The following is a 24,738-nucleotide window of genomic DNA, read 5'->3' as shown; positions in this document are numbered from 1 at the left end:
TTTCGTGGCGGGCTTTTGAAATCACTGGCTTCATTTCAAGCCAGGCTCTCGGGATGAGGGCCCGGGGACGCCCGAACCGCGCCCTTACATCCTGAACACGCCGAACCTGGTCTCCGGCACGTCGGCGTTGAGGCAGGCCGAGAAGGCCAGCGCCAGCACGCGCCGCGTCTCGGAGGGCAGGATGATGCCGTCGTCCCAGAGCCGGGCGGTCGCGTGATAGGGCGAGCCCTCCTCCTCATATTTCGAGCGGATCGGCGCCTTGAAGGCCTCCTCCTCTTCCGCCGACCAGCGCTTGCCCTCGGCCTCGATATTGTCGCGGCGGACGGTCGCGAGCACGCTCGCCGCCTGCTCGCCGCCCATCACCGAGATGCGGGAATTCGGCCAGGTGAAGAGGAAGCGCGGGGAATAGGCGCGCCCGCACATGCCGTAATTGCCGGCCCCGAAGGAGCCGCCGACCAGCACGGTGATTTTCGGCACCTTCGCTGAGGCCACCGCCGTCACGAGCTTCGCCCCGTCCTTGGCGATACCGCGCGTCTCGAAATCGCGGCCGACCATGAAGCCGGTGATGTTTTGCAGGAAGAGCAGCGGAATCCGGCGCTGGCAGCAGAGTTCGATGAAATGCGCACCCTTCAACGCGCTCTCGGAGAACAGGATGCCGTTATTGGCGATGATGCCGACAGGGATGCCGTGGATGCGGGCAAAGCCGGTGATCAGCGTCGTGCCGTAGAGCTTCTTGAACTCGTCGAACTCCGAGCCGTCGACAAGCCGGGCAATGACCTCGCGGATGTCGTATTGCTTCTTGAGATCGGTCGGGACGACGGCTTCCAGCTCCTCGACAGGATAGAGAGGCTCCACCGACTCGGCGATGTCGATATCGGGCCGCTTGACGCTGTTGAGATTGCTGGCGATGCGGCGCGCGATGGCGAGTGCATGGGTATCGTCGCCGGCATAATGGTCGGCGACGCCCGAGAGACGGGCATGGACATCGGCGCCGCCGAGATCCTCGGCCGAGACGACCTCGCCGGTCGCGGCCTTCACCAGGGGCGGGCCGCCGAGGAAGATCGTGCCCTGATTCTTGACGATGATCGTCTCGTCCGACATCGCCGGCACATAGGCGCCACCAGCGGTGCAGGAGCCCATCACCACCGCGACCTGCGGAATGCCTTCGGCCGAGAGCGTCGCCTGATTGTAGAAGATCCGGCCGAAATGCTCGCGGTCGGGAAAGACCTCTGTCTGGTGCGGCAGGTTGGCGCCGCCGGAATCGACCAGATAGATGCAAGGAAGCCGGTTCTCGCGCGCGATCTCCTGGGCGCGCAGATGCTTCTTCACCGTCATCGGATAATAGGTGCCGCCTTTGATCGTCGCGTCGTTGCAGACGATCATGCATTCGCGGCCGGAGACGCGCCCGATGCCGGCGATCATGCCGGCGCCATGGATCTCCTTGTCGTACATCTCGAAGGCGGCGAGCGCCCCGATCTCGAGGAAGGCGGAACCGGGATCGAGCAGGCGCAGCACACGCTCACGCGGCAGGAGTTTTCCCCGCGCCGTATGGCGCTCGCGCGATTTGGCGTTGCCGCCGAGCGCGGCGGTCGTGCGGCGTTCCTGCAATTCGCTGCGCAGGGCGGCCCAGTTCTCGGCATTGGCGCGCGTCTCGGCCGAATCCAGATCGACCTTGCTCTCGATGACCGGCACGTCGCGCTCCCTCGTCAGTTCTTGGGATCAGCCTTATGAACGGCTCTGCGGGTGCTGCCAACGGGGCGTCATGCCAAGATGGTCGGCCCAAAGATGCGCTCGAATTGCGCGCGCAGGGTCGAATCGACCTCCGGCATCGTCACGGGCAGGCCTAGATCGACCAGCGAGGTCACGCCCTGGTCGCTGACGCCGCAGGGCACGATGCCGTCGAAATGCGTGAGGTCCGGCTCGACATTCAGCGAGATGCCGTGGAACGAGACCCAGCGCCGGACCCGGATACCGATCGCGGCAATCTTGTCCTCCGCGCTCTCCGCTCCAGTCTTTGCCCGCTTCTCGGGTCGCCTGACCCAGACGCCGACGCGGTCCTCGCGCCGCTCACCCCTGACATTGAAGGCGTCGAGCGTGCCGATCAGCCAGGCCTCCAGCGCCGCCACGAAGCGCCTGAGATCGGGGTCGCGGCGCTTCAGGTCGAGCATCACATAGGCCACGCGCTGGCCCGGGCCATGATAGGTGAACTGCCCGCCCCGGCCGCTGCGATGCACCGGAAAGCGCCCCGGCGCGATCAGATCCTCATCCTTGGCCGAGGTGCCGGCGGTGTAGAGCGGCGGATGCTCGACCAGCCAGACGCGCTCGGGCGCGAGACCGTCGGCGATCAGCGCGACACGCGCCTCCATCTCGGCGACGGCGGCTTCATAGCCAGTCAGGCCCTCGGCCACGACCCATTCGACCGGGCCGGCATCGCCCTCTGTCCCAAACAAAACCGCCAGCGCCTCGCGCGTCTTCACTTCGCCTTAACCCTGTTTGTTCAACGTTCATCAACCGGAAGCGGCAGGCGCCTCTTGCGCTCGAAAATGGCCCTCAGGCAAGCTCTGCTGGCAAGTTTCGTTGGTAGAATTCTGAAGTAGGGTTTCGGAGGCAGGACTTGAAGGCTGATCTTGATCTCGTTCCTGTCGTTCTCACCGTCGTGCTGGGCCAGACCCAGATGCCGATCTACAAATTGCTGCGCATGGGCCGCGGCGCCATCATCGAGCTCAACGCGACCGAGACCGAGGAAGTCCAGATTCTCGCCAACAATCACCCCTTCGCCAAGGGCAATGTCGTGGTCAGCGGCTCCAAGATCTCGGTCGAGATCACCCAGATGCTGAAGCGCCCGACAGTCTACTCGCTGCAGAGCGTGGCCGAGGCGGCCTGAGCGGCCGCACGCTTCTCCTCATCTCCACAGCCCTCATCCTGAGGTGCCTGGCGTGAAATTAATTCAATGATGTCAATGGCTCAGCCTTGACCATCTACACGTCGTCATTCCGGACGCAGCCTCCGGGTCCGATCTTCGATCGGCCCAAGGACAGGCTCCGCGGAGATCCGGAATCCATCGTAGAGTTCGGTGGCCTCCGATGGACTCAGGATCTGCGCCGCTGACGCGACTTGTCCGGAATGACGGCGCAGGTGGTGGCAAGCGATCGGAGGCCCTGGATACCGCTCGATTCATGTCGACTTGGCCTCCGAGGAGTGCTTCTCGGGATGAGGGCAGCAGGGGATAAACCGAACCGTGACGCATTCTTGACGAAACGCTCTTGTGGCGGCGGATTCGATTTGCTAGACCCGCGCCGTTCCTGAGTTGCCGCGTTCACACGGCAGTTTTCGAGCCGCTGCGGTCATGGCGGAATTGGTAGACGCACTACCTTGAGGTGGTAGCGGGGAGACCCGTGGAGGTTCGAGTCCTCTTGACCGCACCAGATTTGGACGAAAGTCCCACGAACGGCGACCCGCGAGGGTCGCCGTTTATGTTTCCGGCCTAGAGCGTCGGAACCGACTTTCGGGAGAAGCCGATGCCACAGCGCTGGGAATGTGCCGTGAAACCGCCATGCTGCGTTGCAAGAGCGCGAAGGCACTGACACAAGAGCAGCCGCCCTTCCCTCGAATCCAAACCGTCCCTCAGACCATGGAGCCGGACCGATGGCGGACACGCAAACGGCTCAGGACGCGGTGCTGGAGCGCCCGATTCGCGACGAGGACGGCGCAATCGACGCAGGGCTGATCGAGCAGATCTCGCAGGCCGTCCTGCTCTCGGACCTGACGACGCTGCGCGCCGTCGTCGCCGACATGCACGAGGCCGATCTCGGCGCCGTGCTGGAAGCGCTCGATCCCGAAGAGCGCCCGCGCCTGATCTCGCTGCTCGGCGCCGATTTCGACTTCACCGCCCTGACCGAGGTCGACGACGCCGTCCGCGAGGAGATTCTCGAGGAGCTGTCGGCGCAGACCGTCGCCGAAGGCGTGCGCGATCTCGACACCGACGACGCGGTCTACATCCTCGAAGACCTCAACGAGGCCGACAAGCAGGAGGTCCTCGACAAGCTGACGCCCTCCGAGCGCATCGCGCTGCAGCAGGGGCTCGACTGTCCCGAGGGCAGCGCCGGCCGGCGCATGCAGAGCGAGGTCGTGGCGGTGCCGCCCTTCTGGACCGTCGGCCAGACCATCGACTATCTGCGCGAGACGAAGGATGTGCCGGAGCGCTTCTTCGAGATCTTCATCGCCGACCCGGCGCATCATTTCGTCGGAACCGTCCAGCTCGACCGCTTGCTGCGGACCAAGCGGCCGGTGACGATCGCCGAACTGGTCGGAGAAGAGAACCGCGTCGTCAAGGCAACCGACGACATCGAGGATGTCGCGCGGATGTTCCAGCGCTACAACCTCGTCGCCGCGCCCGTGATCGACGATGCCGGCCGCCTTGTCGGCGTGATGACGATCGACGACATTGTCGACGTCATCGAGGAGGCGGCCGACGACGACGTCAAGCAGCTCGGCGGCGTCGACGCCGACGAGGAGTTGTCGGACCCCGTCCGGCAGATCGCCAAGAGCCGCTTCCGCTGGCTCTTCATCAATCTGCTGACCTCCTTCCTCGCAGCGGCCGTGATGAGCCTGTTCGAGGCGCAGATGACCAAGCTCGTGGCGCTGGCGATCCTGGCCCCGATCGTCGCGAGCCAGGGCGGCAACGCTGCGACCCAGACGATGACGGTGGCGGTGCGTGCGCTGGCGACGCAGGAACTCGGCGCCTGGAACCTGCGCCGCTTCTTCACTCGCGAGATGATCGTGGGCCTGCTGAACGGCGTCGGCTTCGCACTGATCACTGGCGTCACCGCCGCGATCTGGTTCTCGAGCACGGGGCTGGGCCTCGTCATCGGCGTCGCGATGATCGTCAACCTGATCGCCGCAGCCGGAGCCGGCGTCGCGATTCCCGTCCTGCTCGACCGCTTCGATATCGACCCCGCGATCGCATCGGGAACCTTCGTCACGACGGTGACGGACGTCGTCGGCTTCTTCGCTTTTCTCGGGATCGCGACATTATGGCTCGGCCTGGGCTAGGCGAACGTACAGAAAAACCGGTAACGTAAACCGGGCGTCAAGCTTTCTCCTCAATTTTCAGAGAGATGATCCCGCTCCGCATGCTCAGCCCCAAGCCCGTCTCCTTCCTTGTCGCCGCCGCGCTCGCGGTGCTGGGCGGCTGCGTCGCGATGGAGGGCAACTACCCGCTCAAGGGCGACAACCGGCCTCATCCGGGCGTTGCCGCCGCGCATCGCTATGCCGTGCAGGGCATCGACATCTCGCGCTGGCAGGGCGAGATCGACTGGGCCGCGGTCAAGGGCGCCGGGACGCGCTTCGTCTATATGAAGGCGACCGAGGGCGGCGACCATGTCGACCCTGCCTTCCAGCGGAACTGGGAGGCTGCGCGCCGGGCCGGCGTGCGGCGCGGCGCCTATCATTTCGTCTATTGGTGCCGCCCGGCCCATGAACAGGCGATCTGGTTCAAGCAGCAGATCCCCAACGACCCCGACGCGCTGCCGCCGGTGCTCGATGTCGAATGGAACGGCCATTCCCGGACCTGCCCGCAGAAAATCGACCGCTCGCTGGCGCTGGAGAAGATCCAGCTCATGCTGACCGAGCTGGAGCAGCTCACCGGCAAGAAGCCGGTGATCTACACCGACATCACCTTCCACAAGGATGTGCTGGAAGGCCAGTTCAACGACTACCCCTACTGGATCCGCTCGACGGCGGCGCTGCCCGAGACGCGCTATGCCAACCGGCCCTGGGCGTTCTGGCAGTTCACCACCACGGGCCGCGTGCCGGGCATCCGAGGCGATGTCGACCGCAACGCCTTCTTCGGCAGCGAAGAGCAGTTCATCGGCTGGATCAATGGCGAGTTCGATATCGGCACGCGCGCCTGGGCCAGGCGCCGCCAGTCGCCGGCGCAGCCGAGCCCGAGCATCGTCACCGAGCCGCCGGCGCCCTCTCCCTCGCTCCAGCCCTCGATGCCCGAGCCGGTTGAACCCGAGGACGCCCCCGTCGCGACCGTACCGGGCGCGATCGAGCCGGTGCCCTCCTCGCTGCATATTCCGGCAAGGAGCATCGGCAAGCGGAACTGACGGGGCATTTTCGCCCGGTCATCAAGCTTGACCCCTACGACGTCTTTCCCAGGCACGACCCAGACCGAGCAGAACGAAATAGGCGACCGCGATCAGCAGGATGCCTTTTGCCGGCAGGTCCGGGCGCATCTCCCGCCAGAGCGTCCACAAGGCAGCCCCGCCCCAGAGAACCAGGATTGAGAGCGTCAGCCCGCGCCAGCGCCGCACCCTGACTGGATGGACGAAGACGACCGGCGCAAACATCAGCACCGTCGCGACCAGGACCACCGCGAGCGCCAGCCAGACCGGCGGCGCGAAGGCGACGATGTAGAACACCACGATGTTCCACACCGCCGGAAAGCCGCGGAACCACCAATCATCGGTCTTCATGCCGGTATCGGCGAAATAGAGCGCACTCGTCAGCGTGACCACGACGCCGCAGAGCACCCCCCAGGGCTGCGTCATCACATCGGCGCGCAGCAGCATCGCGGCGGGCACGAAGACATAGGTGATGAAATCGACGACGAGGTCGAGCTGCGCCCCGTCATAGCGCTTGGCCAGCTCCTTGACCTCGAGCCGGCGCGCCAGCGGCCCGTCGAGCGCATCGACCAGCAGCGCCACTGCGAGCCAGCCGAAGGCCTGCGCCAGATCGCCCGCGATCACGGCCTGCAGCGATAGCAGCCCGAGCGCTGCGCCCAGCGCCGTGAAGACATGGACGCCATAGGCCAGCGCCCTGCGCAACCCCGTCGCGGCCTCCTGCTTGCCTGGCTCCGGCTCCACCGTCGCTCCTCCCCGGTTAACCAAAGCTGAAACAAGCCATTCGGATGCGAGCAAGTTCTAACCGGGCCTTAACCACGTCGCTCTCATCTGGAAAGGCTAATGGAGAAGTGGATGCCCGCGCGAGCGACGATTTTTGGACGAACCCTCTTCAGTGTGCTCGCCACGCTCGGCCTGCTCGCCTGCGAGACCATGCCCGCCGCCGCGCTCTACCCGAAGAAGGGCGACAGCGAACCGCATCATGGCGTGCGCGACGCAAGGCGCAAGGCGATCCAGGGCATCGATATCTCGCGCTGGCAGGGCGAGATCGACTGGGCCAAGGTCAAGGACGCCGATACCCGCTTCGCCTTCATCAAGGCGACCGAGGGCGGCGACCATCTCGACCCCAGCTTCAAGCGCAACTGGGCCGAGGCGAAGAAGCACGGCATCCCGCGCGGCGCCTATCATTTCGTCTGGTGGTGCCGCTCGGCAAAGGACCAGGTGCGCTGGTTCAAGAAGCACATCCCGCGTGATGCCGACGCCCTGCCGCCCGTGCTCGATGTCGAATGGCAGAACGGCTCGCAATGCACCCGCAAGATCTCGCGCGATCAGGCCCTCGCCAAGATCCGCGAGATGCTGGTGGCACTGCAGGCCCATACCGGCAAGAAGCCGATCATCTACACCGACATCAACTTCCATGAGGACGTGCTCGAGGGTGAGTTCAACGACTACCCCTATTGGCTGCGCTCGACCGCCGCGCCGCTGAAGCATCGCTACAACCGCGAGAAATGGGAGTTCTGGCAATTCACCACGACAGGCCAGGTCCCCGGCGTCCCCGGCGATGTCGACCGCAACGCCTTCTTCGGCAGCGAGCAGGAATTCGCTGCCTGGCGCACCGGCCGCTTCGACATCGGCGCGCGCAAATGGCATGGCGGCGAGCCGAAGGTCGCGAGCCCCAAGCTGCCCGCGCGCCCTGCCGGCGCGAGTACGCCCAAGGCGGCTGGAGCCGCCCCGCTCAGGCTTCTCCCGCCCGCGCGGGTGCCGCAACGGACAGCCGCGACGCGCGACGCGGGCGCAATCATGCGCGATTGACCTTCTCGCAGCCGCGAGAAGCCGTCATCAGATCGTCAGCGAAATCGAACAGGTTACCCGAACCTTAACAGGGCTCCGGGGAGCAGTACGATGACGAGTATGACGTTGGACAACGGCACGGGCCACGCTCCCGATGCCGGCAAACCGAAGCTGGACGCTCCCAAGAGCCTCAGTGCCCTCGCCTTCTTCGCCGGCATTATGACCGCCGGCCTCGCCTATATGGCGTATTCGCTCTACCAGGACATCTCGTCCGCCGGCACGCCGGCCACGACCTGGCTGCCCTTCATCCTGCTCGGCGTGGCCATGCTGATCGCGCTCGGCTTCGAGTTCGTCAACGGCTTCCACGACACCGCCAACGCGGTCGCGACCGTGATCTACACCCACGCGATGCCAGCCAATGTCGCCGTCGTCTGGTCCGGCTTCTTCAACTTCCTCGGCGTGATGATGGCGAGCGGCGCGGTCGCCTTCGGCATCATCTCGCTGCTGCCGGTCGAGCTCATCCTGAATGTCGGCTCCGGAGCGGGCTTCGCCATGGTCTTCGCCCTGCTGATCGCGGCGATCATCTGGAATCTCGGCACCTGGGCGCTCGGCCTGCCGGCGTCCTCCTCGCATACGCTGATCGGCTCGATCATCGGCGTCGGCCTCGCCAACCAGCTCTACAATTCGAACAGCGGCACCTCGGGCGTCGACTGGTCCAAGGCAATCGAGATCGGCCAGTCGCTGCTGATCTCGCCGGTGTTCGGCTTCATCGCCGCCGCGCTCGTCTTCCTGACGCTGAAGATTCTGGTGAAAAGCCCCGAGCTCTATGCCGAGCCGAAGGGCAACAAGCCGCCGCCGCTGTGGATCCGCGCCGTTCTGATCGCGACCTGCACCGGCGTCTCCTTCGCCCATGGCTCGAATGACGGCCAGAAAGGCATGGGCCTGATCATGCTGATCCTGATCGGCTGCGCGCCCACGGCCTATGCGCTGAACCGCGCCATTCCCGCCGGCGATGTCGACACCTTCCGCAAGACCGCCATCGCCGCCAGCGCCGTCATCGACCAGAAGGCGCTGGGCTATTCCATCATCGGCGACCCGCGCCAGAACGTGACGCGCTATGTCTCCGACCGGACGATCGACGACTCGACCTTCCCGGCGCTCTCGGCGCTGAACAAGGAGATCGTCAAGCAGGTCGAGACCTATGGCCACCCCTCCAAATATCCGGCCGCGGTCGTCGGCAACGCCCGCAACGACATGTATCTCGCCTCCGAGGCGATGAAGCACATCTTCAAGGCGGACAAGAAGGAAGAGAAGATCTTCACGGCCGAGGACCTCAAGGTCATGACCGCCTACAAGGCCTCGCTCGACGACGCGACCCGCTTCATCCCGTTCTGGGTCAAGGTCGTGGTGGCGCTGGCGCTCGGGCTCGGCACCATGGTCGGCTGGAAGCGCATCGTCGTCACCGTCGGCGAGAAGATCGGCAAGTCGCACCTGACCTATGCCCAGGGAGCGTCAGCCGAACTCGTCGCCGCCGCCACGATCGCGGCCGCCGACGTCTACGGCCTGCCGGTCTCGACCACGCACATCCTGTCCTCGGGCGTCGCCGGTACGATGGCGGCCAACAAGTCGGGCCTGCAGATGTCGACCGTGCGCAACATGCTGATGGCCTGGGTGCTGACCCTGCCCTGCGCCATCCTGATCTCCGGCACGCTGTTCGTGGTGTTGCGTCAGGTGTTCTGAGGCCAAGCGTAAGGCCGGCGCCGAGGCGTTACCGCCTCGGCGCCGATCTGTATTTCAAGCTCACCAAGACAAGGCGAGCCCCGCATGAACATCGCATTGCCCGCCCATGCCGATCTCCAATCCGGCTCCGGCATCGTCTGGGCCTATCGCTTCGACGAGGTGGGAAAGCCTAGCCTGATCGGCCGCGACGAACTCCCCGGCCTCGCCCCGCAGGCCACCGGCTTCGTCTGGATCCATCTCGATCTCGTCCACACCCGCATAGCGACCTGGCTCGCCGAGCAGCCCACCTTGCCACTGCCGGCGCAGATGATGTTCCTGTCGCATGACAACCACCAGCGCCTCGACCATTCGCCCGAGCTCGCCTGGGGCATCTCGCATGATCTGATCCGCGACATCGCCGACAAATCCGAGAGCGTCGGCGCGCTGCACTGGATCATCGGCGAGCGCTTTCTGCTGACCGGCCGGCGCGGCGCCCTGCAGTCGATCCGCATGACGGTCGAGGCCCTGGACCAGGGCGAGACCATCGCCTCGCCCTCCTCCCTGTTCGAGCACATCATCGAATATATCATCGACGACGTGACCGACGCCGTCATCCGCCTCACCGACGAGATCGACAGCGTCGAGGACCATGTCCTGACCGACCGCCTCCGCGACGGCCCGCAGCGCGTCGGCGCGGTGCGGCGCACCTCCGTTCGATTGCACCGGCAGCTCAACGGCCTACATCTGCTGTTCCGGCGCTTCGCCGAGACCGGCTCGGGCCGCGCCGCGCCGGAAACCGTGAAGGCCTGCGCCGGGCGCCTGCTGCAGCGGGTCGACACCTTGCACCATGACGTCCATTCCGTGCAGGAGCGCGCGCGCCTGCTGCAGGACGAGATCGCCGCTCGCTCGGCGAACCGGACGAATGAGCAGCTCTATGTGCTCTCGATCCTGACCGCCGTCTTTCTGCCCGCGACCTTCATTACCGGGCTCTTCGGCGTGAACGCCAAGGGCGTGCCCTGGGCTGAGGACACTGCGGGCTTCACCTATGTCACGCTGATGTGCCTGGCCGCGGCCTGGGCGGTCATGCTGTTCCTGAAGCGCCGGGGCATGATCGGCTGAGGCCGGCGAGGCGGAGCGCCGTGCCTCAAAGCGTGACGACTTGATTTGGAAACACCGCCATCATTCCGGGGCTTCGCGTCAGCGAAGAGCCCGGAACCCAGAACCGATACCGGTTCTCGATAACGCGCCCGCATGGCGAGCCTCAAACGTCGAGCGCATCGGTTCTGGGTTCCGGGCTCAGGCTTGCGGCCTGCCCCGGAATGACGGCGTGGGGCTCTAGCGCCCGCCCGCCACGCGCAGGATCACGCCCGTCGTATAGGCCGAGGCGTCCGAGAGCAGGAACAGGATCGATTCGGCGATCTCGTCGGGCGTCGCGACGCGCTTGAGCGGGATCGTCGGCGCGATGCGCGCGACGCGGCCGGGCTCGCCGGAGGACATCGCGTGGATATCGGTCTCCGTCATGCCCGGCGCGACCGCGTTGACCCGGATGCCGGCCGGAGCCAGCTCTTTGGCGAGCCCGATGGTAAGGGAGTCGATCGCGCCCTTGGAGGCGGCGTACCAGACGAATTCGCCGGGCGAGCCGAGCGTGACTGCCGCCGAGGAGATGTTGACGATCGCCCTGCCCTTCGCCTCGGCATTGGCTCCGAGCGCGCGGGCCGCCTCGCGCGCGACCAGGATCGCGCCGGTGACGTTGATGTCGATGCAGGCGCGGATCACGGCGGTGTCGGCCTCGGCGAGCGAGCTCGCCTTGCCGGTGATGCCGGCATTGTTGACGACATGGCTGAGCGGCCCCAGCGCGGCTTTGGCCTCGGCGAATACGCGGATGATGTCGGTCGCGCTCGCCATGTCGCCCTGGAGCGCCACGGCCCTGGCACCAGCGGCCTCGCAAGCCGCGACGACCTCGGCGGCGGCATCCGCGTTGCTTTGATAGTTCACCGCGACATCGTAGCCGCGCTTGGCCGCCATGATCGCGGTCGCAGCGCCGATGCCACGGCTGCCGCCGGTGACGAGAAGGACGGGGCGGTTCATGGGAGGCTCCTTTTCAATGAAACACCCGCGGCCCTCATCCTGAGGAGCGCCGTCAGGCGCGTCTCGAAGGATGGTCCAGTGCGCTCTGAAGCATCCTTCGAGACGCGAGCCCCTGGCTCGCTCCTCAGGATGAGGGCTGCGGGAGGGCAATAGAAACGAAAAGGGCGGCTCTTGCGAGCCGCCCTTCCACATACCGGACCGTCGTAAAACGATCAGCGCTTCGAGAACTGGAAGCTGCGGCGGGCCTTGGCCTTGCCGAACTTCTTACGCTCGACGACACGCGAATCGCGGGTCAGGAAGCCTTCCTTCTTGAGCGGGCCGCGAAGCTCGGGCTCATAGAAGGTCAGGGCCTTGGAGATGCCGTGGCGCACCGCGCCGGCCTGGCCGGAGAGGCCGCCGCCCTTGACCGTGACGACGACGTCGTACTGGGTCAGGCGATCGACATGCTGCAGCGGCTGCTGCAGGACCATGCGCAGCACCGGGCGGGCGAAGTAGACCTCCTGGTCACGCGTGTTGACCGTGATCTTGCCCGAGCCGGGCTTGATCCAGACGCGGGCAATGGCGTTCTTGCGCTTGCCGGTGGCATAGGCGCGGCCCTGGGCGTCGATCTTCTTGACGTGGACGGGAGCGTCGGGCTGGGTCGACTTCGCGACCTGGCCGAGCTGCTCGAGAGACTGAAGAACCTCGGCCATGATCAGACCCTCGCATTCTTGCGGTTGAGCGCAGCGACGTCGAGCGTCTCCGGCGACTGGGCGGCGTGCGGATGCTCAGCGCCCTTGTAGACGCGCAGGTTGCCGAGGATCTGGCGGAAGAGCGGGCCGCGCGGGAGCATGCGCTCGACGGCCTTCTCGACGATACGCTCAGGGAAGCGGCCTTCGAGAATGAACTTGGCCGAACGCTCCTTGATGCCGCCGGCAAAGCCGGTGTGGTGGTAATAGACCTTCTGGTCGAGCTTGCGCCCGGTCAGAACCACCTTATCGGCGTTGACGATCACGATATTGTCGCCGCAGTCGACATGCGGGGTGTAATTGGCCTTGTGCTTGCCGCGCAGGCGCATCGCCACGATGGTGGCGAGACGGCCGACGACCAGCCCGGAGGCATCGATCACAACCCACTTTTTTTCGACGTCGGCGGGCTTCAGCGACATGGTCTTCATCGCAGCACCCCTTCGGTTAGCTTGAAAAAAGGACAAGCCGCCGGGAACCCGGCGGCGATGTGAGGCGGTGGTTAAGGGGCTGCCACGGCTATGTCAAGGCAATCCGTCAGCGCGAACAGCCAAGAAAACCCATGTTTTCAAACGACATGCGATAAAAGGTATCCAGATACCGCATAAGACGGCAATTGATCCCTGTTGCATCGCGCCGAGCTTTCGCAATCATGCGGCAGGAGGACTATCCATGAACAAGAAACCGCTTGCCATGAACAAGAAACCGCTTGCCCGCGCCCTGCTCGCGCTGAGCCTCACCGCATCGCCCTTCGCTCTCACCTCGCCGGCCTCGGCAGATGTCCATGTCATCAGCTCCGGCGGCTTCACCGCGGCCTATAAGGAACTCGTCGCCGGCTGCGAGGTGAAGATCGGCCAGAAGGTCGTCAGCGCCTATGGCGCCTCGATGGGGGCCGCTCCCGACGCCATTCCCAACCGGCTGGCACGCGGCGAACCCGCCGATATCGTCATTCTGGCCAGCGACGCCTTCGACAAGCTGGTCAAGGACGGCAAGGGCATGCCCGGCAGCCGGGTCGATCTGGTGCGCTCAGCGATCGGCCTCTCGGTCAAGGCCGGCGCGCCCAAGCCCGACATCTCGACGGTCGAGGCGCTGAAGAAGACGCTGCTGGAGGCGAAGTCGATCGCCTATTCCGCCAGCGCCAGCGGAACCTATCTCTCCGAGGAGCTGTTCCCCAAGCTCGACCCCAGCGGCCAGGTCATGGCCAAGTCGAAGAAGATCTTCAGCGAACGCGTCGGCACGGTGGTGGTGCGCGGCGAGGCCGAGCTCGGCTTCCAGCAGGTCAGCGAGCTGGTCACGATCGACGGGCTGGATTTCGTCGGCACGCTGCCCGAGGAGGTCCAGCGCGTAACGGTCTTCTCGGCGGGGCTGGCGGCCGGGTCGAAGGAGCCGGAAGCGGCAAAGAAGCTGATCGCCTGCCTGGGTTCGCCGGAGGCCGCGCCGGTGATCAAGAAGACCGGGCTGGAGCCGCTGCCGCAGAAGTAGCCCATCTGTCATTCCGGGGCGGCGCGCAGCGCCGAACCCGGAACCCACGACCATGTGAGCGTTGTCGACCGGGGCGGGCCGATCTGGGCCGGGATCGCGGCATCGAGCGCCAAATCCGCCTGTGCAACTGGCCCTTGACTTAGAGTGCGCTCGAACTTGTATCCAGATCAGCGTCACGACGAACAAGGCAAACCATGAAGATCGGGGACCTCGCGAGGCGCACGGGATTATCGACGCACACGATCCGCTATTACGAGCGGATCGGGTTGCTGCCCTACGCATCGCGCGCCTCCTCGCAGCAGCGCGAATACGATGCCTCCATCCTGGTCTGGATCGAGTTTCTCGGCCGTCTCAAGACGACCGGCATGCCGATCCGCGACAAGCTGCGTTATGCGCGTTTGCGCGAGCGCGGCCCGGAGACCGAGGAGGATCGCCGCGCCCTGCTGGAGGAGCACCGGACCAAGGTCCGGGCCCATATCGCCGAGCTTCAGGCCTGCCTTGCCGTCCTCGACACCAAAATCGCCGGCTATGCCGGCTCTGACATGGTGGAGAAGAATGATGATGCTGCAACAGAACGGCGCAAACGAGCGGTTCGAGAGGGGCTTGCGCGCCCTCTCCGAGATTGACGGCCATGCCGGCGAGAAGATTGTCAATCAGCTCGCCGATATCGCTCCGGATTTCGCGCGCTACGTGATCGAGTTCCCCTTCGGCGACATCTATTCCCGCCCGGGCCTTGATCTCCGGAGCCGCGAGATTGCAACCATTGCGGCACTGGCCGCACTCGGGAATGCCGCACCGCAATTGAAGGTCCATATCGAGGCGTGCCTGAATGTCGGGGTCAGCCGAGAGGAGATCGTCGAGGTCCTGATGCAGATGGCCGTCTATGCCGGCTTTCCCGCTGCGGTGAACGGGCTCTTCGCCGCGAAGGAGGTCTTTGCGGCCAGAGACGACGCCGAACGGGAGCGCGCGGCATGATGATGTCTAACGTCCGCGCTGCCTTCGCGAGCAGCATCGTCGCCCTCGTGCGGTCGGCGATCGGGCTCTCGGTCAAAACCGGCGCGCCAAGCCCGACATCTCGAAGGAAGCGCTGAAGAAGACGCTGCTGGAAGCGAAGTGCCTATCTGTCATTCCGGGGCGGCGTGCAGCGCCGAACCCGGAACCCACGACCGGGTGCGCGATATCTTCGCCAACCCCGGTCGACAACGCTCACCCGGTCGTGGGTTCCGGGTTCTTCGCAGGCGCGAAGCCCCGGAATGACATGGTGGTGCCGTTCGACCCGTTACCGCTCGGCCGGGATCGAATAAGTCCCCGTCGCATGGCAGACCATCTCGCTCTCGCCTTGCGAGAACAGCGAGACCTCGCCCACCGCCAGCCGCCTGCCGAGCTTCAGCAGCCTCGCCTCCGCGATCAGCGCCGCCTGGCCGGGCTTGCGCAGGAAATTGTAGTTGAGGCTCGTCGTCACCGCGAGCGCGACCGGGCCGATCTGGGCCAGGATCGCGGCGTAGAGCGCGAGGTCCGCCAGTGCCATCATGGTCGGCCCCGAGATCGTGCCGCCGGGGCGCAAATGGCGCTCATGATAGTCGCAGCGCATCCGCGCGCTCATCGGCCCGACATCCTCGATGAAATAGGTGCGCCCGCCATAATGCAGCTGCGGGAACACCTGGTCGAGAAAAGCCTCCAGTTCGGAGACGGTCATGCGCGTCGTCATGGTGCGGGAAACCGGAAGCGGATCGGACATCCCTCCCCTTGCAGCATGGCGATCCGGCTCCGACAATAGGCGGGATCGCGAAAGGCCATGCCATGAATGCCCATACCGGACCCGAGGCCGCACTGGTGCTGCTGCGCAGCGATGCGGACGGCGTCGCGACGCTGACGCTGAACCGCCCGCAATCGCGCAACCCGCTGAGCGAGGCGATGCTGGCGGCGCTGAGCGAGGCCTTCATCATGATCGCAGGCGACCGCAGCGTGCGCGCCGTCGTGCTCAGCGCCGCGGGACCGGTGTTCTGCGCCGGCCATGATCTAAAGGAGATGAGCGCGCATCGCGCCGATCCGGATCGCGGCCGCGCCTATTTCACCGACATCCTCGGGCGCTGCTCCGCAACGATGCAGCAGATCACCAGCCTGCCCCAGCCTGTGATCGCGGCCGTCGAAGGCACCGCGACCGCCGCCGGCTGCCAGCTCGTCGCCAGCTGCGATCTCGCCGTCGCGGGCGCGCAAGCAAAATTCTGCACACCGGGCGTCCATATCGGCTTGTTCTGCTCGACGCCGATGGTGGCGCTCTCGCGCAATCTCGCGGCCAAGCACGCGCTGGAGATGCTGCTGCTCGGCGAGATGGTGCCCGCACCTGAGGCAGCGCGGATGGGGCTGGTGAACCGCGTCGTCTCGACTGGCGAGGCCCTGGCGGAGGCGCAGCGCCTTGCCGGCGTGATCGCCTCGAAATCCCCGGCCACCGTCAAGATCGGCAAGCGCGCCTTCTACGAGCAGCGCGAGATGGGCTTGAGCGCCGCCTATGACCACGCCTCGGCGGTGATGGTCGAGAACATGCTGGCGCGCGACGCGGAGGAAGGCATCGGCGCCTTCATGGAGAAGCGCGCGCCGGTGTGGGAGTAGCGCATCCGCCCGAAAAGCGGGAGCGGGTTTTCGGGACAAGCCGATGCGGCATCAAAGCACTCCGCTGCTGGGCGGTTCCGCACGGTTCTACGCGCTGACAGGCCCGGTTTCCGGGCTATAACGCAGAGCAAGAGCGATCACAGCGCGCCAGCCAATCCGGGAGATCTGACCATGCTCGCCAACGCACCGCGCCCCTTCAATTTCGACCTCGGCGAGACCGCCGACGCAATCCGCGACACGGTCCACGCCTTCGCGCAGGAGAAGATCGCGCCGCGCGCCGAGGAAATCGACAAGACCAACACCTTCCCGCGCGATCTCTGGCCGCAGATGGGCGCGCTCGGCCTGCACGGCATCACGGTGAAGGAGGAGGATGGCGGCGCGGGGCTGGGCTATCTCGAGCATGTCGTGGCGATCGAGGAGGTTTCGCGCGCCTCGGCTTCGGTCGGCCTCAGCTACGGCGCCCACAGCAATCTCTGCATCAACCAGATCGCCCGCAACGGCACCCCGGCTCAGAAGGCGAAATACCTGCCCAAGCTGATCTCCGGTGAGCATGTCGGCGCGCTCGCCATGTCCGAACCCGGCGCGGGCTCGGACGTCGTCTCGATGAAGACGAAGGCGGTGAAGAAGGGTGACCGCTATGTGCTCACCGGCAACAAGATGTGGATCACCAACGGCCCGGTCGCCGAGACGCTGGTGGTCTACGCCAAGACCGACCCGGAGGCCGGCTCGCGCGGCATCTCGGCCTTCCTGATCGAGAAGGGCATGAAGGGTTTCTCGACCGCCCAGAAGCTCGACAAGCTCGGCATGCGCGGCTCCGACACCTGCGAACTTGTCTTCGAGGAATGCGAGGTTCCCGAAGAGAACGTGCTCGGCTCAGTCGGGCGCGGCGTCAACGTGCTGATGTCGGGGCTCGATTATGAGCGCGTCGTGCTCTCGGCCGGACCGCTCGGCATCATGCAGGCGGCGCTCGACGTGGTCATGCCCTATGTTCATGAACGCAAGCAGTTCGGCCAGGCGATCGGCGAGTTCCAGCTCGTCCAGGGCAAGCTCGCCGACATGTATGTGATGATGAACGCCTGCAAGGCCTATGTGTATGCCGTCGCAAAAGCCTGCGACCGCGGCGAGACCACCCGCGAGGACGCCGCCGGCGCGATCCTGATCTCGGCCGAGAAGGCGACGCAGATCGCGCTCGACGCGATCCAATTGCTCGGCGGCAACGGCTATATCAACGACTACTCGACCGGGCGTTTGCTGCGCGACGCAAAACTCTACGAGATCGGCGCCGGCACCAGCGAGATCCGGCGCATGCTGATCGGGCGGGAATTGTTCCAGAAGACGAAGTGACGGCCACAGACCGTCATGCTCGGGCTTGACCCGCGCATCTCCGGACGGGATGTCTCCACGGCGTCATGCTCGCCCTTGTGGCGAGCATCCACGTCTTGAACACCCCTCATCGACCGGCGAAGACGTGGATGGTCGGGACAGGCCCGACCATGACGAGCGAATACCTCCCGAGAATGACGTGGTGACCTGAATGCCCCTCTACTTCGCCTATGGCGCCAATATGGATGTTGCCGCGATGGCGAGGCGCTGCCCGCGCTCGAAGCCGCTCGGGCTCGCGCGCCTGCCGCGCCACCGCTTCATCGTGACGCGCGATGGCTACGCCTCCGTTATCCGCGACCCGCGCGAGGAGGTCCATGGCGTGCTCTGGGATTGCGCGCTCAGCGATATCCGCACGCTCGACAAGTTCGAGGACATCGCCAGCGGGCTCTATGTGAAGATCAACCAGCCGGTGATCATACCGGGCGGAGCCAAGCGCGCGTTGGTCTATATCGGGCGCTCCGGTGAGGTCGGACGGCCCAAACCAGGCTATCTCGAAGACGTTATCGCCAGCGCGAAACACTGGGCGTTGCCAGAGGCTTACCTCGCCGCGATGAATCGTTTCCTGAGCAAGCCGAATCTGGATGTGAAGACGTTGAATCAGGATATGAGCGCAGAGCTTCCACCCGGGCCGGTCGCCGGCGTGCGGCCGCGGGCGCTGGCGCCGAAGTGACAAGCGCGGTCCTTCTCCCCAGTCAAAGTCGGCTGTTGCCGACTTTGACACTTTGGGTTGCCCATCTCGGGCAAGCCCGAGATGGCGGGAGAAGGTGGCACGGCGAAGCCGTCACGGATGAGGGCTGAGCCACAACGAAAACAAGAAAAGGGCCGCTCACACGGCCCTTCCCTCATCCGTACCCTCCCCCCAAAGCGAGAAGGACGTCACACCGCCAGCCCCTTGGCCATCTCGCTGACCTGCTTCTCGAACAGCGCGCGATAGGCGCCGTTCTCGGCCGTCAGCAGCGCCTGATGCGGGCCTTCCTCGACCACGCGGCCGCGATCGAAGACCAGGATGCGGTCCATCGCGCGCACGGTGGAGAGCCGGTGTGCGATGACGATGGTGGTGCGGCCTTCCATCAGCCGCTCCATCGCCTGCTGGATCAGCGCCTCCGATTCCGAATCGAGGCTCGAGGTCGCCTCGTCCAGGATCAGGATCGGCGCATCCGCCAGGAAGGCGCGCGCCAGCGCGACACGCTGGCGCTCGCCGCCCGAGAGCTTGATGCCGCGCTCGCCGACGAGCGTGGCATAGCCCTTGGGCAGGCGCATGATGAACTCATGCGCATTGGCGAGCTCCGCCGCCTGCTCGACCTGCGCCTGGCTAGCGCCGGGCCGGCCATAGGCGATGTTCTCGGCCAGCGAGCGGTGGAACAGCACCGGCTCCTGCTGCACGATCGCGATCTGCCGGCGCAGGGATGCCTGCGTGGCGCTCGCGATATCGATTCCATCGATCGCGATGCGGCCGGAGGTGACGTCGTAGAGCCGCTGCACCAACTTGACGAAGGTCGTCTTGCCGGAGCCGGAGCGCCCGACGAGGCCGACCTTCTCGCCCGCACGGATCGTGAGCGAGAAATCGCGATAGAGCGGCTCGACATGGCCCCCGTAATGGAAGGTCACGTTCTCGAAGGCGATCTCGCCCGCCGTCACCGCCATCTCGGTCGCGCCCTTGGCGTCGGGCACGCCATAGGGAAGATCGTGCATCGCGACGAGCTCCTCCATGTCGTTGACCGAGCGCTGCAGATTGTGGACGTGCTGGCCGACATCGCGCAGATAGCCATGCACCACCGCATAGGCCGTCAGCACGAATGCGACATCGCCGGGCGAGGCCTGCCCGTCCGCCCACAGCCAGATCACGAGGCCGATCACGGCCGCGCGCAGCACCAGCAGAACCACGTTCTGGCCAGTGCCCGACCAGGTGCCGCGAAGCCAGGCACGCCGCGTCCTGAGGCTCCATTTCGACACTACGGTCTCTAGGCGCAGATCCTCGCGCGCCTCAGCGCCATAGGCCTTCACGACCGGGTTGCAGGTGATGGAATCGGCCAACGCGCCACCCAGACGCGTGTCCCAGGCGTTGCCGAGCCGAGCCGCCGGCGCGACGAAGCGCAGCGACAGCGCGAGCGTCAGCCCGATATAAGCCAGCGCCCCCAGAGCTACGACGAGCCCCATCGCAGGCCAGTGCCAGGCCAGCACCACCGTCATGCCGAGCAGGATGACCAGCGACGGCAAGAGCGCGATCAGGATCGTGTCGGTCAGCAAGTCGAGCGCCCACATGCCGCGCGTGATCTTGCGCACCGTCGAGCCCGCGAAGTTGTTCGCGTGCCAGTCGGTCGAAAAGCGCTGCAGGCGCGCGAAGGCCTCCTGCGAGACATCGCTCATCGTGCGCAGCGTCATCGTGGTCAGGCCGACGAAGGCAAAATGCCGCCCTAGAACCATGATGGCGGCCAGCACCATCATCGCGCCCAGCGCCCGGAGCGCCGCTTCAATGCCACCGGCTCCGCTCGACGCCGCATCGACGAGACGACCGGCATAGACCGGCGTGAACAGCTCTGCGAGCGTGGCGGCGATGGTGACGCCGGCAACCCAGGCGACCTGCTCGGGCTGGCGGGCCCAATGGCTGAAAGTGAAGCCGAGAACGGCCCGGAACGGCTCCCGCCGCCCGGTTTGAGTATCATGAGACATCGATTCATTCGGCGCCGCGACGGCAGCCGACTCCAATTCAAGCGAAGCCCGGGCGCTGCCCCGGTCTTCTAAAAATGCGATGGGATTGCTGGCTCAGGCCGCCCTGGATCAGGCGGGCCGCGCGGTCGTCCGACTTAACGGGACGACGGCATTCGGGGAGCGGCGATGACGATGAATTTCATTCAGCCCTCCCTTTCCGATGTTGGAGCCAAGATGTGCACGATAAACGGGCAGACGCGAATCCTGCAAGTCGCATTTTGCGCATGGGGCGATTGCGAAAAGCGCCGAGCGAGCCGGCTTCAGGCCTCGCTCGCTCCAAGCCTCATTTCCGGCATGAGAAGGGCAGGAAGGTGCTCGCCGTTCCCGCATTCATCGCCAGGATGACCATAATGTTCGCGAGCTCGAGCTCCTCAGCGGATTTCGGGCAGACATTGGCCTGCGCCATGCAGCCCGATGCGAGGAAGGCTTCATGGTTGTCGAGGAACTCCCGCCCCAAGCCCTGCGTGCCCCGGCGCGTCAGGGCCTCGGACCAGGCCTTCTTGTAGCGGGCGCATTTCACCTCGGACCAGCTTTGAGGCTGGCTGTCCTGCGCGAGGGCAGGCGTGGTCCCGCTCGCGATCGAAGCGGCCAGCAGGGCTAGGATCAGCTTGGTTCGACGAAACATCTCACTCTCAGTTCATGCCGCGCAGGCAGGCGCGGTAGAGCGCACCTCACTTCCAGAACAATGCCAGCAATCTCACCGCGATCACCAGCACGAAGGCCAGGATGATCGTTCCCACCACGCGATGGCGCTTCTCGCGGTCGGGGAATTGCCGCGCCAGGATGCGCCCGAGCGGCTTGCGGAACAGGAAGGCGACGACGAGGAAGACAATCAGGATATGGGACAAGTCGGCCGCTCAGTTCTTGCCGCCGGCGTCTTTCGACTCCGCTGCGTCGAAGGGCGCGCCGGCCTTCTTCCAGGCGCCGAAACCACCGGCGATATGGGCGACCGGCTTCAGCCCCATCTCCTGGGCGGTCAAGGCCGCCAGCGCCGAACGCCAGCCGCCGGCACAGAAGAAGACGAAGCGCTTGTCCTGGCTGAAGACCGGCTTGGCATAGGGGCTCTCGGGATCGATCCAGAACTCCAGCATGCCGCGCGGGCAATGGAAGGCCTCAGGCATGCGCCCTTCCCGCTCCAGTTCGCGCGGATCGCGCAGATCGACGAAGACGACGTCGTCGCGGCCATGCAGCGCCCTGGCCTCCTCGACCGAGAGCGTTTCCACAGCTGCCTCGGCCTCAGCCAGCAACGCCTTGTAGCCCTTGGTGATGATCTGCGGCATGGCTGGTCTCCGTTGTCGCGGCACCGTGTCGGCTCGGGACGTCGCGGTCAATCGCCCTGCCCTGCGAGCGCTATCTTGGCAAGCCGGCCCGCACCGAGCAGTGTGGGATTCTAGAGCATTTTCGAGCGAAGTGGACCCCGGTTCGCGTGAAGAAAATGTGATAAAACAAGGAGCTAGAGCGTTTCGGCGATTCGGAGAAACGCGGAGATGCGCTAGGAGATGGAATGATCGGATTCGGCACCTTCGACATCGTCGGCTTCGCCTTCTTCGTGGCATCGTGGATCGGCTATCATTTCGCGGTGGAGCTCGGCCCGCACGCGGCGAAGAGCCTGAACATGCGGATGAACCTGCGCCGCGCGCGCTGGGTGCGCGAAGCCATGGGCCGCGACAACCGCATCGTCGACACGCAAGTGATGAACGGGCTGCAGAACGGCACCGCCTTCTTCGCCTCGACCTCGCTGATCGCGATCGGCGGCTCGCTCTCCCTGCTGCAATCGACCGACCGCGTCGTCGCCCTCTTTGCCGACCTGCCCTTCGGCACGCCGACCACCCGCGCCGCCTGGGAGATGAAGGTGATCGGGCTCGCGGTGATCTTCGGCTATGCCTTCTTCAAATTCGCCTGGGCCTACCGGCTGTTCAATTACTGCGTCATCCTGATCGGCGCCCTGCCCCCGGCCAAGAGCCATGACGAGCGCGACGCTGCCCGCGCCGTTCATGAGATGACCGAGATGAATATCGCCGCCGGCCGGCACTTCAACCGCGGCCAGCGCGCCTTCTTCTTCGCGCTCGCCTATATGGGCTGGTTCCTCGGCCCCTTGACCTTCATGGTCTTCACCGCAGCGGTCCTGATCGCGATGTATCGCCGCCAGTTCGCCTCGGACGCCGCCCGCGTCTTCAGCTATGCCAACGCCCTGATCGACCAGGCCGCAGCACGCAAGGCTAGTGATGAGTAACCCGCTGGACGCCCTCGAAGCGGCAATGCTGCGCCTCGTCACTGAGCGTGGTCCGGGCGGCACGATCAGCCCGACCGACGCGGCGCGCGCCGTCGGTGGCGATCATCCCGATGGCTGGGGACCATTGATGCAGCCGGCGCGCAAGATCGCGGTCAGGCTGATGAAGGAAGGCCGCCTCGTCATCACCCGCAAGGGCAAGCCGGTGGACCCGGATGATTTTCGCGGAGTGTATCGCTTGCGGCTGCCTGAGGGTGGCAATGGGCAGTAGGCAGTCGAAAGCTCACCAGACTACGACTGCCGACTGCCTATTGCCGACTGCCTATTGCCGACTGCCGCTCTCAAGGCCCCGGAAACAGCGCGTCGGTATATCCCGCCAGCCAATAAGCCAGCAGCCCGACCCATTCCTTGAAGCCGTCATCGGCGATGCTCAGGCCGCGCGGCGCCCGGCCATAGGGCCTGATGAAATCGGCCGACTCGTTCTCGGACCAGTAATCGACGGGAAAGGCCTCGACCGCGAAGCCTGCCTTGCGGAACACGCCCATCGCGCGCGGCATGTGCCAGGCCGAGGTCACCAGCAGCCAGCGCTCGCCGGGCTTGGGCTCGACCAGCCGGCGGGTGAAGACGGCGTTCTCGCGGGTGTTGCGCGACCTATCCTCCAGCACGAGCCGCTCCGGTGGCAGGCCGAGCCCCTCGAACAGCAATCGCGCGCCATCGGCTTCGGTCTCGGTGACCGGGGTGACCAGATTGGCGGCGCCGCCGGTGAAGACGATCTTCGCCTCGGGATGAAGCCGCGCGATCTCGACCGCCTTGGTCATGCGCGCAGCCGCCGAGGTCAGCACCACATCGCCGCGTGCAACCCCGATGGCGCCGCCCAGCACGACGATGCCGGCGACCGGTCCCTTCGCGGTATCCTGCTGGGGAAAGCGGTTCTCGAGCGGGCGGATCACGATGCGCGGCAGCGGGCTGAACGCCATCAATGACAGGGCGAGCACGGCAAGAACGCCGAGCCAGCGCCCGAACCGGGCTAGGCGCGTGAAGGCCAGCAGCGCCGCAAGCCCGGCCAGCAGGATCGCCAGGTTGACTGGAGAGAAGACGAACCAGACGAGCTTGGAGAGAGTGAAGAACATGGACGGCCTCCGGCACCACTCAGCCGGATATAGCTCAACCATACTGACGGCTTGCTAACGCGAAGGGTTCCGTTACCTCAGCGGATGATGCGCGGCGGCGCTTGCGGCTGTCGTGGCTGGGCCTGCGGCAGCGACGCTTCGAGCTCGATCGCACGGCTAGCGACCTCGCGCAGTTCGCAGCCCGCTTGCCGGCCGAGCTGCCAGCCTTCCCGCTGCGTCGTTCCGTAGAAGGCGCATTTCTGCGCGACGAAACTCTCCCAGGTGACTTGCAGGGCGACGACCCGGTTGCGCTGGCCTGCGTCGAGCGAGCGCCCTTTCAATCGCAGCGCCAGCAGCAGCCGCTCGCGCCAGACCGCCTCCTCCCGGCGTGCGCAACCGAGTTCGGCCGCGCGCTGGTCGACGCCAGTCGCACGCACGCAAGCGACCGCGATCATGCCGATGCAGGATGGCGCCACAGTGCGGCCCTCGCGCAGACAGGTCGCCAATTGCGCGCGGTCGCTCGCGAGCACCGCGCTGCCCGGCGGCGGCGATGGAGCCTGCGCCCAGAGCGGCGTGGCGCTGGCCATCAACAGAAAGAGCGGGAGCGCGATCAACGGGATCATCGGTTCATCATCCGCGCCGAGGCGGCCAGATCAAGGCCGCTAGAGCATTTTCGAGCGAAGTGGACACCGGTTCGCGTGAAGAAAATACGATAAAACAACGAGGTAGAGCGTTTCTGCGATTCGGAGAAACGCGGAAATGCTCTA

At 65.6% G+C, this 24,738-nt stretch carries 26 protein-coding genes, 1 tRNA gene and 1 pseudogene; 15 read left to right on the top strand and 13 right to left on the bottom strand.

Going from position 1 to position 24,738, the window contains the following annotated elements; all coding sequences use genetic code 11:
* Nucleotides 1-84 precede the first annotated feature (84 nt).
* Nucleotides 85-1,692 (bottom strand): carboxyl transferase domain-containing protein, encoded by a 1,608-nt coding sequence (locus tag ACSQ3P_RS02395; RefSeq protein WP_436164055.1) that lies wholly within the window; start codon nt 1,690-1,692, stop codon nt 85-87.
* A gap of 68 nt (nt 1,693-1,760) precedes the next feature.
* A complete protein-coding gene (lipB, locus tag ACSQ3P_RS02390; protein WP_436164054.1) occupies nt 1,761-2,477 on the bottom strand; it encodes a lipoyl(octanoyl) transferase LipB in 717 nt (238 codons plus the stop codon).
* A 137-nt stretch (nt 2,478-2,614) separates the two neighbouring features.
* Between lipB and ACSQ3P_RS02385 the strand changes: the two genes are divergently transcribed.
* The 4 genes and pseudogenes from ACSQ3P_RS02385 to ACSQ3P_RS02370 all read left to right on the top strand — a co-directional run.
* Nucleotides 2,615-2,884 (top strand): FliM/FliN family flagellar motor switch protein, encoded by a 270-nt coding sequence (locus ACSQ3P_RS02385; protein ID WP_083269630.1) that lies wholly within the window; start codon nt 2,615-2,617, stop codon nt 2,882-2,884.
* A 456-nt stretch (nt 2,885-3,340) separates the two neighbouring features.
* Nucleotides 3,341-3,425 (top strand) — tRNA-Leu (locus ACSQ3P_RS02380).
* Between the two features lie 220 nt (nt 3,426-3,645).
* Complete coding sequence (gene mgtE / locus ACSQ3P_RS02375; protein ID WP_436164053.1) at nt 3,646-5,052, top strand: magnesium transporter; 1,407 nt, start codon at nt 3,646-3,648, stop codon at nt 5,050-5,052.
* Nucleotides 5,053-5,117: 65 nt separating this feature from the next.
* Nucleotides 5,118-5,894: pseudogene (locus ACSQ3P_RS02370) on the top strand (glycoside hydrolase family 25 protein); the annotation flags it as partial.
* Nucleotides 5,895-6,131: 237 nt separating this feature from the next.
* Here the strand turns inward: ACSQ3P_RS02370 and ACSQ3P_RS02365 are convergent.
* The gene (locus tag ACSQ3P_RS02365; protein WP_436164052.1) at nt 6,132-6,869 is read right to left on the bottom strand and encodes a CDP-alcohol phosphatidyltransferase family protein; all 738 of its coding nucleotides are present in this window, start codon (nt 6,867-6,869) and stop codon (nt 6,132-6,134) included.
* 111 nt (nt 6,870-6,980) lie between these two features.
* Here ACSQ3P_RS02365 and ACSQ3P_RS02360 point away from each other — a divergent pair, with 111 nt between their 5' ends.
* The 3 genes from ACSQ3P_RS02360 (at nt 6,981) to ACSQ3P_RS02350 (ending at nt 10,754) form a co-directional block, all read left to right on the top strand.
* Nucleotides 6,981-7,937, top strand: coding sequence for a glycoside hydrolase family 25 protein (locus tag ACSQ3P_RS02360; protein WP_436164051.1), 957 nt, complete (start codon nt 6,981-6,983; stop codon nt 7,935-7,937).
* 90 nt (nt 7,938-8,027) lie between these two features.
* The gene (locus ACSQ3P_RS02355) at nt 8,028-9,656 is read left to right on the top strand and encodes an inorganic phosphate transporter (RefSeq protein ID WP_436164050.1); all 1,629 of its coding nucleotides are present in this window, start codon (nt 8,028-8,030) and stop codon (nt 9,654-9,656) included.
* An 84-nt stretch (nt 9,657-9,740) separates the two neighbouring features.
* Nucleotides 9,741-10,754: a CorA family divalent cation transporter gene (locus ACSQ3P_RS02350; RefSeq protein ID WP_436164049.1), complete on the top strand. Its 1,014-nt coding sequence runs from the start codon at nt 9,741-9,743 to the stop codon at nt 10,752-10,754.
* A 216-nt stretch (nt 10,755-10,970) separates the two neighbouring features.
* Here the strand turns inward: ACSQ3P_RS02350 and ACSQ3P_RS02345 are convergent, their stop codons facing one another.
* The 3 genes from ACSQ3P_RS02345 to rplM all read right to left on the bottom strand — a co-directional run bounded on the left by ACSQ3P_RS02345 (nt 10,971) and on the right by rplM (nt 12,879).
* Entirely contained in the window at nt 10,971-11,723 is a 753-nt protein-coding gene (locus tag ACSQ3P_RS02345; RefSeq protein WP_436164048.1) for an SDR family oxidoreductase, read from the bottom strand.
* Nucleotides 11,724-11,935: 212 nt separating this feature from the next.
* Nucleotides 11,936-12,415, bottom strand: coding sequence for a 30S ribosomal protein S9 (rpsI, locus tag ACSQ3P_RS02340; protein ID WP_069692103.1), 480 nt, complete (start codon nt 12,413-12,415; stop codon nt 11,936-11,938).
* 2 nt (nt 12,416-12,417) lie between these two features.
* Complete coding sequence (gene rplM, locus ACSQ3P_RS02335; protein ID WP_092177746.1) at nt 12,418-12,879, bottom strand: 50S ribosomal protein L13; 462 nt, start codon at nt 12,877-12,879, stop codon at nt 12,418-12,420.
* A gap of 241 nt (nt 12,880-13,120) precedes the next feature.
* On the opposite strand from rplM, the gene ACSQ3P_RS02330 reads away from it, so the two are divergent.
* From ACSQ3P_RS02330 to ACSQ3P_RS02320, 3 genes are all read left to right on the top strand, one after another.
* The gene (locus ACSQ3P_RS02330; RefSeq protein ID WP_436164047.1) at nt 13,121-13,930 is read left to right on the top strand and encodes a substrate-binding domain-containing protein; all 810 of its coding nucleotides are present in this window, start codon (nt 13,121-13,123) and stop codon (nt 13,928-13,930) included.
* Between the two features lie 194 nt (nt 13,931-14,124).
* Nucleotides 14,125-14,556, top strand: a complete 432-nt coding sequence (locus tag ACSQ3P_RS02325; protein WP_436164046.1) for a MerR family transcriptional regulator — start codon at nt 14,125-14,127, stop codon at nt 14,554-14,556.
* Nucleotides 14,489-14,905 (top strand): carboxymuconolactone decarboxylase family protein, encoded by a 417-nt coding sequence (locus ACSQ3P_RS02320; RefSeq protein WP_436164045.1) that lies wholly within the window; start codon nt 14,489-14,491, stop codon nt 14,903-14,905. The genes ACSQ3P_RS02325 and ACSQ3P_RS02320 overlap by 68 nt, the downstream gene beginning before the upstream one ends.
* A 304-nt stretch (nt 14,906-15,209) precedes the next feature.
* On the opposite strand, the gene ACSQ3P_RS02315 is transcribed toward ACSQ3P_RS02320, so the two are convergent.
* Nucleotides 15,210-15,668, bottom strand: coding sequence for a PaaI family thioesterase (locus tag ACSQ3P_RS02315; protein ID WP_410492231.1), 459 nt, complete (start codon nt 15,666-15,668; stop codon nt 15,210-15,212).
* Between the two features lie 62 nt (nt 15,669-15,730).
* Here ACSQ3P_RS02315 and ACSQ3P_RS02310 point away from each other — a divergent pair, with 62 nt between their 5' ends.
* The 3 genes from ACSQ3P_RS02310 (at nt 15,731) to ACSQ3P_RS02300 (ending at nt 18,593) form a co-directional block, all read left to right on the top strand.
* Entirely contained in the window at nt 15,731-16,540 is an 810-nt protein-coding gene (locus ACSQ3P_RS02310; RefSeq protein ID WP_436164044.1) for an enoyl-CoA hydratase, read from the top strand.
* Nucleotides 16,541-16,711: 171 nt separating this feature from the next.
* Nucleotides 16,712-17,884: an isovaleryl-CoA dehydrogenase gene (locus ACSQ3P_RS02305; RefSeq protein WP_436164043.1), complete on the top strand. Its 1,173-nt coding sequence runs from the start codon at nt 16,712-16,714 to the stop codon at nt 17,882-17,884.
* 190 nt (nt 17,885-18,074) lie between these two features.
* Nucleotides 18,075-18,593 carry a gamma-glutamylcyclotransferase family protein gene (locus tag ACSQ3P_RS02300; protein ID WP_436164042.1) on the top strand — a complete coding sequence of 173 codons (519 nt, stop codon included), beginning with the start codon at nt 18,075-18,077 and terminating at the stop codon, nt 18,591-18,593.
* A gap of 206 nt (nt 18,594-18,799) precedes the next feature.
* Here the strand turns inward: ACSQ3P_RS02300 and ACSQ3P_RS02295 are convergent, their stop codons facing one another.
* From ACSQ3P_RS02295 to ACSQ3P_RS02280, 4 genes are all read right to left on the bottom strand, one after another.
* Nucleotides 18,800-20,593 carry an ABC transporter ATP-binding protein gene (locus ACSQ3P_RS02295; RefSeq protein WP_436164041.1) on the bottom strand — a complete coding sequence of 598 codons (1,794 nt, stop codon included), beginning with the start codon at nt 20,591-20,593 and terminating at the stop codon, nt 18,800-18,802.
* 322 nt (nt 20,594-20,915) lie between these two features.
* Entirely contained in the window at nt 20,916-21,257 is a 342-nt protein-coding gene (locus ACSQ3P_RS02290; RefSeq protein WP_436164040.1) for a hypothetical protein, read from the bottom strand.
* 46 nt (nt 21,258-21,303) lie between these two features.
* A complete protein-coding gene (locus ACSQ3P_RS02285; protein ID WP_436164039.1) occupies nt 21,304-21,480 on the bottom strand; it encodes a hypothetical protein in 177 nt (58 codons plus the stop codon).
* 9 nt (nt 21,481-21,489) lie between these two features.
* The gene (locus ACSQ3P_RS02280; protein ID WP_103717401.1) at nt 21,490-21,912 is read right to left on the bottom strand and encodes a rhodanese-like domain-containing protein; all 423 of its coding nucleotides are present in this window, start codon (nt 21,910-21,912) and stop codon (nt 21,490-21,492) included.
* Nucleotides 21,913-22,136: 224 nt separating this feature from the next.
* Between ACSQ3P_RS02280 and ACSQ3P_RS02275 the strand changes: the two genes are divergently transcribed.
* The gene (locus ACSQ3P_RS02275; RefSeq protein WP_436164038.1) at nt 22,137-22,865 is read left to right on the top strand and encodes a DUF599 domain-containing protein; all 729 of its coding nucleotides are present in this window, start codon (nt 22,137-22,139) and stop codon (nt 22,863-22,865) included.
* Entirely contained in the window at nt 22,858-23,133 is a 276-nt protein-coding gene (locus ACSQ3P_RS02270) for a DUF3253 domain-containing protein (protein WP_436164037.1), read from the top strand. The genes ACSQ3P_RS02275 and ACSQ3P_RS02270 overlap by 8 nt, the downstream gene beginning before the upstream one ends.
* A 70-nt stretch (nt 23,134-23,203) precedes the next feature.
* Here ACSQ3P_RS02270 and ACSQ3P_RS02265 read toward each other — a convergent pair whose 3' ends face one another.
* Together ACSQ3P_RS02265 and ACSQ3P_RS02260 are read right to left on the bottom strand one after the other, a co-directional pair.
* Nucleotides 23,204-23,992, bottom strand: coding sequence for a YdcF family protein (locus ACSQ3P_RS02265; protein WP_436164036.1), 789 nt, complete (start codon nt 23,990-23,992; stop codon nt 23,204-23,206).
* Between the two features lie 77 nt (nt 23,993-24,069).
* On the bottom strand, nt 24,070-24,594 hold the full coding sequence (locus ACSQ3P_RS02260; RefSeq protein ID WP_436164035.1) for a hypothetical protein: 525 nt from the start codon (nt 24,592-24,594) through the stop codon (nt 24,070-24,072).
* Nucleotides 24,595-24,738: the final 144 nt, after the last annotated feature.

The sequence above is a fragment of the Allobosea sp. LjRoot9 genome (genome assembly GCF_964252745.1).
Taxonomy (GTDB): Bacteria; Pseudomonadota; Alphaproteobacteria; order Rhizobiales; family Beijerinckiaceae; genus Allobosea.
This window is presented reverse-complemented; position numbering and strand designations above follow the sequence as displayed.

Coding starts and splice junctions, on each gene's coding strand:
- ACSQ3P_RS02315 (WP_410492231.1), bottom strand. CDS start 15,668: ATGTCCGATCCGCTTCCGGTTTCCCGCACCATGACGACGCGCATGACC.
- ACSQ3P_RS02310 (WP_436164044.1), top strand. CDS start 15,731: ATGAATGCCCATACCGGACCCGAGGCCGCACTGGTGCTGCTGCGCAGC.
- rplM (WP_092177746.1), bottom strand. CDS start 12,879: ATGAAGACCATGTCGCTGAAGCCCGCCGACGTCGAAAAAAAGTGGGTT.
- ACSQ3P_RS02265 (WP_436164036.1), bottom strand. CDS start 23,992: ATGTTCTTCACTCTCTCCAAGCTCGTCTGGTTCGTCTTCTCTCCAGTC.
- ACSQ3P_RS02300 (WP_436164042.1), top strand. CDS start 18,075: ATGCCCCTCTACTTCGCCTATGGCGCCAATATGGATGTTGCCGCGATG.
- ACSQ3P_RS02360 (WP_436164051.1), top strand. CDS start 6,981: ATGCCCGCGCGAGCGACGATTTTTGGACGAACCCTCTTCAGTGTGCTC.
- ACSQ3P_RS02330 (WP_436164047.1), top strand. CDS start 13,121: ATGAACAAGAAACCGCTTGCCATGAACAAGAAACCGCTTGCCCGCGCC.
- ACSQ3P_RS02275 (WP_436164038.1), top strand. CDS start 22,137: ATGATCGGATTCGGCACCTTCGACATCGTCGGCTTCGCCTTCTTCGTG.
- mgtE (WP_436164053.1), top strand. CDS start 3,646: ATGGCGGACACGCAAACGGCTCAGGACGCGGTGCTGGAGCGCCCGATT.
- rpsI (WP_069692103.1), bottom strand. CDS start 12,415: ATGGCCGAGGTTCTTCAGTCTCTCGAGCAGCTCGGCCAGGTCGCGAAG.
- ACSQ3P_RS02280 (WP_103717401.1), bottom strand. CDS start 21,912: ATGCCGCAGATCATCACCAAGGGCTACAAGGCGTTGCTGGCTGAGGCC.
- ACSQ3P_RS02350 (WP_436164049.1), top strand. CDS start 9,741: ATGAACATCGCATTGCCCGCCCATGCCGATCTCCAATCCGGCTCCGGC.
- ACSQ3P_RS02290 (WP_436164040.1), bottom strand. CDS start 21,257: ATGTTTCGTCGAACCAAGCTGATCCTAGCCCTGCTGGCCGCTTCGATC.
- ACSQ3P_RS02320 (WP_436164045.1), top strand. CDS start 14,489: ATGATGCTGCAACAGAACGGCGCAAACGAGCGGTTCGAGAGGGGCTTG.
- ACSQ3P_RS02305 (WP_436164043.1), top strand. CDS start 16,712: ATGCTCGCCAACGCACCGCGCCCCTTCAATTTCGACCTCGGCGAGACC.
- ACSQ3P_RS02260 (WP_436164035.1), bottom strand. CDS start 24,594: ATGATCCCGTTGATCGCGCTCCCGCTCTTTCTGTTGATGGCCAGCGCC.
- ACSQ3P_RS02295 (WP_436164041.1), bottom strand. CDS start 20,593: ATGTCTCATGATACTCAAACCGGGCGGCGGGAGCCGTTCCGGGCCGTT.
- ACSQ3P_RS02270 (WP_436164037.1), top strand. CDS start 22,858: ATGAGTAACCCGCTGGACGCCCTCGAAGCGGCAATGCTGCGCCTCGTC.
- ACSQ3P_RS02325 (WP_436164046.1), top strand. CDS start 14,125: ATGAAGATCGGGGACCTCGCGAGGCGCACGGGATTATCGACGCACACG.
- ACSQ3P_RS02345 (WP_436164048.1), bottom strand. CDS start 11,723: ATGAACCGCCCCGTCCTTCTCGTCACCGGCGGCAGCCGTGGCATCGGC.
- ACSQ3P_RS02355 (WP_436164050.1), top strand. CDS start 8,028: ATGACGAGTATGACGTTGGACAACGGCACGGGCCACGCTCCCGATGCC.